7 protein-coding genes and 1 tRNA gene are annotated in these 8,632 nt (G+C 33.2%); 6 read left to right on the top strand and 2 right to left on the bottom strand.

Going from position 1 to position 8,632, the window contains the following annotated elements:
• Positions 1-122: 122 nt before the first annotated feature.
• The gene (locus tag DIU01_RS10990; protein ID WP_290834398.1) at positions 123-1,751 is read right to left on the bottom strand and encodes a hypothetical protein; all 1,629 of its coding nucleotides are present in this window, start codon (positions 1,749-1,751) and stop codon (positions 123-125) included.
• A 323-nt stretch (positions 1,752-2,074) separates the two neighbouring features.
• On the opposite strand from DIU01_RS10990, the gene trxA reads away from it, so the two are divergent.
• The 4 genes from trxA (at position 2,075) to DIU01_RS10970 (ending at position 7,302) form a co-directional block, all read left to right on the top strand.
• Positions 2,075-2,392, top strand: coding sequence for a thioredoxin (gene trxA, locus DIU01_RS10985; protein WP_035128033.1), 318 nt, complete (start codon positions 2,075-2,077; stop codon positions 2,390-2,392).
• A gap of 473 nt (positions 2,393-2,865) precedes the next feature.
• Entirely contained in the window at positions 2,866-3,792 is a 927-nt protein-coding gene (locus tag DIU01_RS10980; RefSeq protein WP_290834394.1) for a DUF58 domain-containing protein, read from the top strand.
• 86 nt (positions 3,793-3,878) lie between these two features.
• Positions 3,879-3,952, top strand: a tRNA-Asp gene (locus DIU01_RS10975).
• Between the two features lie 326 nt (positions 3,953-4,278).
• A complete protein-coding gene (locus DIU01_RS10970; RefSeq protein WP_290834392.1) occupies positions 4,279-7,302 on the top strand; it encodes a T9SS type A sorting domain-containing protein in 3,024 nt (1,007 codons plus the stop codon).
• A 51-nt stretch (positions 7,303-7,353) separates the two neighbouring features.
• Here DIU01_RS10970 and DIU01_RS10965 read toward each other — a convergent pair whose 3' ends face one another.
• Positions 7,354-7,839, bottom strand: coding sequence for a DUF456 domain-containing protein (locus DIU01_RS10965; RefSeq protein WP_290834390.1), 486 nt, complete (start codon positions 7,837-7,839; stop codon positions 7,354-7,356).
• A gap of 31 nt (positions 7,840-7,870) precedes the next feature.
• Here DIU01_RS10965 and DIU01_RS10960 point away from each other — a divergent pair, with 31 nt between their 5' ends.
• Both DIU01_RS10960 and DIU01_RS10955 read left to right on the top strand, forming a co-directional pair.
• Positions 7,871-8,242 (top strand): hypothetical protein, encoded by a 372-nt coding sequence (locus DIU01_RS10960; RefSeq protein ID WP_290834388.1) that lies wholly within the window; start codon positions 7,871-7,873, stop codon positions 8,240-8,242.
• Between the two features lie 4 nt (positions 8,243-8,246).
• Positions 8,247-8,632, top strand: a 386-nt coding sequence (locus tag DIU01_RS10955; RefSeq protein ID WP_290834385.1) for a hypothetical protein, incomplete at its 3' end; no start/stop codon positions are given.

Raw genomic sequence — 8,632 nt, 5'->3', positions numbered from 1 at the left:
AGCACTTCGACAAGCTCAGTGTGACACTAAAATTTAAATCGACTACTTTTAAAAAAACGCAAAAATGAAAACAATTGTCAGTCTGAGCTTGTCGAAGAACTTTTTTTTTGACAATCAACAATTTATTTTTTCTTCATCGTTGTATTTTCAAATGTAGAAACATCAATTACTTCTTCATTATCAACATCAAATGAAACTTTAATACTATCACCAACAATAGTCACAGGCAATTGATTGGATATTTGCGACGAACCTACAAATATATTTGGATAATCTTTTGTAGTAAAATAGTAAAAACTATTTCCGTTTTTAACATCATTTGTAATTCTGGTTACTACCGATTTTAATTGTTTTTTATTGGTTAAACTAGACGAATTTAACTTACTTCCAGTCATGTTGTACGCACTTTTAAACGAAGTCAATGCTTCACGCATCGAGTTTCCAACGCCAACAATAGTGTAATCACTTATGGCAACCATGGCATACATTTTTACCAATCCGCCATCATCTTTTAACGTCATTACATAAGTTGGAATGTTATTAATGTTATACGGAATTGGCAACGAAGAATGATAACCTTTCTCCTGAACTTTTCCTTCTGCCGAACCTTGCGCTGCAAATTCTGTCGCGCCGCTTTGTTTGTAAAAAGTTGTTTCTTTCGTTCTTGTGTCCACCAAAACAAATCCTACAGCTGATTCCTCTTTTCCAACAGATGTCAGTCCTGTGTACCAATATGATTTGTTGTTTTCACCATAAATCAAGGTCAATCCTTCTGTAGTTTGTAATTTATCTGCATTCGCAAAATTCCAATATCCATGAACGTATTTTCCCCAATCGTTCAATTGTTCTTCGATAAAATCTATTGGTTGCACGCGATCAACCCATTTTGGAGCATCGGCAATTTTATATTCATTCATTGTTCCAGTTTGTGCATCAACAACTACAATTCCAACAGCGTCGTTTCCTGCAAAACCAATTTTTTTATCATATTTTGTGGCAACCCAAAACGGATTTCCTTTATCGTCAATTTCAAAAGTATAGTCGGCCAATCCAACGGTTGCGTAACCGTTAAAATATAAATGACGTTGTATTTTACTTCCAAAAAAAGCTTCGGGTTGGTATTTTATTTTGATGTCTTTTCCAGCAATATTCTGAACCAATTTCACATCACGCTCGTTAGTTGCAGAAACCATCACATATCCAGCAGTTCCTTCTTGATTATTAATCCATTTAAAAAAACCTGAATGTAATAAAGGCGCAACCCAATATAAATCTTCACCTACTTTTTGGATACAAAAATGTCCTAATTCAACTTGACTTCCCAAAGCTGGTTGCGAACCCAGTATTTTTTCGCCCAATAAATAAGCCAAATCTTCATCAACCACACGAATTTCATCAATAGAAATCGGAGCAATATGATTGGAAATTTTTGTTCCATCAGCTACTTTTCCTATCAAGTTCTTATACGATTCACTTCTAAACATTGGTAAACTCGTGAATAGAGGAAACACAATCATATAAAACAAGAGCAAACCTATAAGTATAAAAAAGATTTTGCTTGGTTTTTCAACTACTTGAATTTTCTTTTCATTGACCACTTTAAATCGTGTGAAAATAAAAACTCCAATAATTGTAATTACTAAAAGAATGATTGGCAATGCAATAAATCCGTAATTCAATACAGGAAGATTAAAATAAAACAATAAAAAAGCAACAATAACAAGTAGTAGAATAGCTTTAATTTTTTTCATGATTGGGTTGGTTTTTGTTCTCTTATTAGACGTAAATGTTAAAATAAAGTTACAAAATGAAATTTCTTTTTAATTAATTGCAGTTTTGAAACTTTGAAATAAATTCAATAAAGAGAGCCAAATAGCCTCGATTGAAATGGAAATCCTTTTCTTTTTTTTCTTAAAAAAAGAAAAGATTGGAATGGAAAGCGAGAAAATGGTCCCGAAGTTTCGGGACAAAAAATGCCCAAACGATTGCGCTCCTAAAAAAAATACTATTTTTGCATCAGTTTTAAGTCAGCAACTTTTAAACTTTTAAACTTTAAACTTTTAAACTAAATAATATGGCATTAGCAATAACAGATGCTACTTTTGATGAAGTAGTTTTAAAATCAGACAAACCAGTAGTAGTAGATTTTTGGGCAGCTTGGTGTGGACCATGTAGAATGGTTGGGCCAGTTATCGATGAGGTTTCTGCAGAATACGAAGGAAAAGCTGTCGTTGGTAAAGTAGATGTAGATGCAAACCAAGAATTTGCTGCAAAATACGGAGTAAGAAACATCCCAACAGTATTGATTTTCCAAAACGGAGAAGTAGTTGGTCGTCAAGTTGGTGTTGCGCCAAAGAAAACTTATACAGATGCAATTGATGCATTACTATAATGCTTAAAAAACACAAAATGTTGAGGTCTAACGAAAGTTAGGCCTTTTTTTATAGCTTTTTTAAAGTAGAAAAAACAGGAAAAACACCCTTTGTAAATCAGGGTAATTACTCTTACACAGTTTGAAATTTTGACTCAAATTTGCAGAAGACATTAATACTTTAAAAATCAACTAAAAGGTAAAAAATTTAAAATAAGTAAATAAATTTAGTTAGTTTTAAGAAGGTTTGACGCAAGTTGAACCTTTTTTTTTGGAGCGAATCGTTCGGGCATTTTCAGTAATCCATTTTCCTGCTTTCCATTACAATTTTTTATTTTTTAATGAAAAAAATAAAAAGATTTTCATTTCAATCAGGGCTAATGAGCAATTCATTTTTGTAAAAATCCATTTTCAAAAACAATTTTGTGAAACTTTTATCCCGAAATTTCGGGACTAAATTTTTAAACTCCTAAACTTTTATTTACATTTGATACATGAAGATAGAAGAACAAAAAGAAATAATATCGGGTTTTAAGCATCTCGAACTTTTGGCAAATCAAGTTGTAGAAGGTTTTATTTCGGGAATGCACAAATCGCCATTTCACGGATTTTCAGCCGAGTTTGCCGAGCATAAAGTGTATAATGTTGGCGAAAGCACCAAACATATCGACTGGAAACTATTTGCCAAAACCGACAGGTTATACACAAAACGTTTCGAAGAAGAAACCAATCTTCGTTGTCATTTAATTATAGACAACTCGTCATCAATGCATTTTCCAAAGCTCAAAAACAATGAACCATTTTACGAAAGTAAAGTAGGATTTTCAGTTCTGGCATCTGCAGTTTTAATGAATTTGCTTAAAAAACAACGCGACGCAGTAGGACTAAGCATCTATTCCGATAAATTCGAATATTACGCACCCGAAAAAGGAAGCGATCGCCATCACAGAATGTTGCTAAATCAATTAGAAAACCTTCTAGAAAACCCAAAAGAATCAAAAAATACAGACACAATAACATTTCTACATCAAATAGCAGAAAAAGTACATCGACGTTCGATGATAGTTCTTTTCACCGACATGTTTCAAGACGGCAAAGAAGAGCAGCTTTTTAGCGCATTACAGCACTTAAAACACAATAAGCATAAAGTAGTGGTTTTTCATGTTATTGATGAAAAAAGAGAGCTTAATTTCGATTTTGACAACACTCCAAGGAAGTTTATCGATGTAGAATCGGGTGAAATAATCAACCTTTATGCCGAAAATGTCAAAGAAGAGTATGAAAAAAAGGTCTCTGACTACTTCAAAAAGCTATCTTTAACCTGTGCGCAGAACAAAATAAAGTACGTTCCGGTAAATGTTGGAGCAAATTTTGAAAAAATTCTTACTACGTACTTGGTTGAAAAACAAAACTTTGGTTGATTTCATTGAAATTAATTGAAAAAAAATTAAAAAAATACTTGCGAAAACAAAAAACGTGTGTATATTTGCAACCGCAATAAAGCAATGGTTTGGTAGTTCAGTTGGTTAGAATACATGCCTGTCACGCATGGGGTCGCGGGTTCGAGTCCCGTCCAGACCGCTAAATTGGGAAAAGCACTTCAGAAATGAGGTGCTTTTTTGCCCAAAAAAGCAATCGAAATGAATTTGCGAACAATTGTTAAATGTTCAGCAAATCATTCAAAATAGTTGTGTTGTTTTCGATACGCCTTTGTAAAGCGTATCTTGGTTTAGTAGTTAGACCAATGAAAAGCTTTCTCGTTTTTAACGAGATGGCTTTTTTGTTTTTAGAGCAGTTTTTATTTGTAAATAACTGAAAATTTGTATCTTGCGTTGTATTTTATGTGTACGCAACCTTTTAACAAATTTTGCATCTAAAAATTACAAACTAATCAACCAACCAACCAAATGAAAAAACTACTACTCTCGATTACTTTATTGTTCTCTACATTTATTGTTTTTGCGCAAGGTTTAAATCAACCAACTACATTTAATAATGTTTGTGATGACAATGGTGACGGACTTTCATCTTTCTTGTTAGGTGAAATATCCTATGAAATTCTTCTAGGTTTGAACGCATCAAATTACACTATTACCCATCATGCAACATTGACAGATGCAACTTTGGGAGTTAATTCTCTTTCTAGTCCGTATACTAATATTAGCCCATTTCAACAAACAGTATATGCACGTGTTGTAAATAATCTTACTAGTCAACTTCAAATTATTACTTACCAATTGAATGTTAATCTGCCACCAGCGGTTTCGAATCAAGTTTTAACAAATTGTTACAGTGTGGCTACAAGTTTCCCATGTTGGAATTTAGAAAGTTTAATTCCAAATATTCAAAATGGCATAGCAGCTATCAGTGTCACTTTTTACCAAACCATTTCAGACGCAAATACTGGCGCAAATGCAATGAATAACACTGTTTGCTATCAAAGTTTGAGTTCTGGCAATTCGGTAGTATATTTTAGATCAGAAAATGCTACAGGATGTTTTTCTATTGGTGAAGTACAGTTAATGATGGTTACTTGTATCCAACCTGGTTTTCCTCAAAATTTAACCCAATGTGTTGATTCGGGTTTTGGTTGTTTTAACTTAACAGATAACAATAGTAATGTAATCGGTACTTTAAATCCGGCAGATTATACTATTTCATACCATATATCACAATCAGAAGCTAATTCTGATACAAATCCGTTAAGTTCAACATATTGTATGACCGCCGTTGGAACTCAAACAATTTTTGTTAGATTAGAAAATAATACAACTTCCCAATTCACAATTTATCCTTTCACAATTACAACACAAGTACTGCTGCCAGATGTTGTAGTATTGCCAGAAATGACAAGTTGTGATAATAATAATGACGGAACTGTATCGTTTAATTTCACGACAGTTCAAGCACAAATTGGTTCAACAAATACTTTACAATACTATTCAAGTTTGGCTAATGCTCAAAATCAAGTGTCGCCATTTGCTAATCCATCTGCTGTAAACGTAGCGTCAACAATAGCTACAACTAATGTTTTTGTTCGCGAAATTGTCCCTGGAGGTTGTGATGTTATCTATACTTTTGCTGCCAAAGCTTTTGCTATTTGCAATTTGGCTTACGTTTGTAATCAAGCAAATTCATTGTGTAGTGCTCTTGGAGTTCCTTTTAGCAATACAACTGGCTCTGCTTCTATTGGCTCAGTTGGATGTGTGGCTAGCGCACCGAATCCTACTTGGTTTTATTTGCCAGTAAGTTCTGCAGGTACAATTAATTTAATGATTCAACAAAGCACGAGTATTAATTTTACTTCAAATAATCTTGATGTTGATTATGTGGTTTTTGGTCCATTTACTGATCCTGTAACTCCATGTGGAACTGGTATTCCAGCCGTAAGTACGATTGTAAGCTGTAGTTTCTCTGCAGCACCAGTGGAGTACCCAATAATTCCAAATGCTTTGCCTGGACAATATTATTTGATAATGACGACGAATTTTTCAAATCAATCTGGATATATTAAAATCACACAAACCTCAGGATCAACAGGAACTATCAATTGTTCTGGTTTGCAATTGAATGCATTTTTGGACTCTAATAGTAACGGACTTAAAGACAGCGGCGAAAGCAATTTTCCATTAGGACAATTTCAATACGAAGTCAATGATAATGATGTAATACACAACATAGCTTCGCCATCAGGTGTTTATAGTATTTATGACGCCAATCCAGCAAATTCTTACGATTTAAGTTTCACAGTTGATGCCGCTTATTCATCAATGTATAATGTATCAAGTTCGTCTTACAATAATGTAAATGTTGTTGTTGGAGCCGGAATGATTTCTTACAATTTTGCTGTTACTGTTGTGCAGCCTTATAATGATATAGCGGTTGCAATTGTTCCATTTAATGATCCAAGACCAGGATTTGTTTATGAAAATAGAATTATTTATTCCAATTTAGGAAACCAACCAATAACTTCGGGAACGTTAACTTTTAATAAAGATGCTAACGTTACTATCGCCACTATTTCTCAAGCAGGAACAACGCCAACAGCCACTGGATTTACTTATAATTTTACGAACTTAATGCCATTTGAAGTGCGAACAATAACTGTAAGCATGCAAGTTCCTACAATTCCAACGGTTAGTGCCGGACAATATTTAACAAATTCGGCTTCAATTTTACCATTAGCAAGTGATGTAGTTACAGAGAATAACAGCAATACTTTGGCTCAGATAATTGTTAACGCCTACGATCCAAACGACAAAATGGAATCTCGTGGTGAAGAAATTTTGTTTTCATCATTCACTTCCAACGACTATTTATACTACACAATACGTTTTGAAAATACCGGAACTGCAAGTGCGATTAATGTTCGAATCAACGATGTTCTTGACGCTCAACTTGATGAAAATTCGATAAGAATGGTAAGCACAAGTCATCCAAATTATATTATGGATAGAGTTGGAAACAACATAAATTGGAAGTTTGACAACATTCAATTACCAGTTTCTATAGCCAATACAAACATTGGAAAAGGTTATGTTATATTTAAAATAAAACCAAAACCTGGCTTTACAGTTGGTGATATAATTCCAAATACGGCTTCAATTTATTTCGATTTTAATCCAGCCATCGTAACAAATACTTTTACTACAGAATTTACAGCATTACTAAATGTTGATGAATTAGAAAATGGAGATTTTGTATTCTATCCTAATCCAACCTCAGATTTTGTCACAGTAACTTTAAAAAATGGTTCAGACACAATTACATCAATTTCTGTTTATGACGTTTTAGGAAAACAAATTACGAATGTAAAAGCTAGTTCAATTTCTGAAACTATAGATTTATCTTCTGTAAATCCAGGAATTTATTTTGTGGAAGTGGCAACAGAAAACAATTCTAAAGTAATCAAAAAATTAATTGTGAAATAAATCACAAAATAAATAGATCACAAAAAGCGTTCAAGCAATTGAGCGCTTTTTTTAGTAATTCTTAATAGCAACAATAAGAAACAAAATCAGAAAAGAGAAGCACAACATAAACTTCATAAAACTAGATACAAGAAATCCTAAAAATGCTCCAAATGCTGCTTTCAGAGCGCCTTTTTTATCTTGAGAATTATAAATTAATTCGCCAATAAAAGCACCAACAAACAATCCAATTATAAAACCTATTGGTGGAAAAAACAATCCAACAATCAATCCAATATTGGTACCCCAAACACCATATTTTGTTCCGCCAAATTTCTTCGTACCTTTAGCCGGAATTGTATAATCTAGTATTGAAACAATAATCGTGAGCAGCAATGTTATGCCTAAAACCCAATAATTATTTTCAACATAATCGGTTAGATACAATAATAACAACCCAATCCAGCTTAAAGGTGCGCCAGGTAAAGCAGGTAAAAAACTTCCCAATAGCCCAAGAATCGAACAAATTAAGCCTAAAACAACCAATATAATATCCATAAAATAATTTTTAGTATTTTTGATGACTAATATGAGAAAAATAATTCAAATATCGCTTTTTTACCTACTGCTTTTTTGTTCAACAAGCATTGCTTTGGCGCAAGAAAAAAAGTCGAACGATCCCGATATGCAATTCAAAGAAACGTTGTACGCCAAATATAAAAATGAAGTTCGTGCCTTTGATAGAAAAGATTTTGATGACTTATTTTTCGAATTCTTTCAAAAACAAGGCGACTCAAAACTAACGCTTACCAGAGAAGAATTCTATACGTACACCATCAAAATTGCAATCTATTCTGAAAAACTCGGTTTATTGTACAAAGATAAAAAAGAAGAAGCACAACAAGCCAAACAAGATTGGTTTAGTAAAAGTTACGCGGAATATTTAAGCACAAAAAAATAATAATTTGAAAAAGTTTCTAGCATTACTTACCTTACTTTTATTGCAATCGTGCAACTATTTTGAGAAGCAAATTCCTTCCGAAAAAGAATTGCTAGATAAGCAACTAAAAGAGATAAATTGGCAAGAAGTCGATGAATATCCATCGGTGTCAGAATGCGAACTTCTAACCGATGAAGCCCAGAGAAAACAGTGCTTTTTCGAATTTTTAACCAGTACAATTCAAGAAAAATTAAGCGTCGATACCTTATCAAATTTATACCCAGAACTAGATACCATCGAAGTAAAAGTGACCGTTTATCCCGATGCCAAATTAGAATTCGAACCACAATTTCCAAAAGATTCTGTTGCCTACGACAAAGTAAAAATCGACAGCATTCTTCATGCAAGATT

Source organism: Flavobacterium sp. (assembly GCF_003525665.1).
Classification (GTDB): domain Bacteria; phylum Bacteroidota; class Bacteroidia; order Flavobacteriales; family Flavobacteriaceae; genus Flavobacterium.
This window is presented reverse-complemented; position numbering and strand designations above follow the sequence as displayed.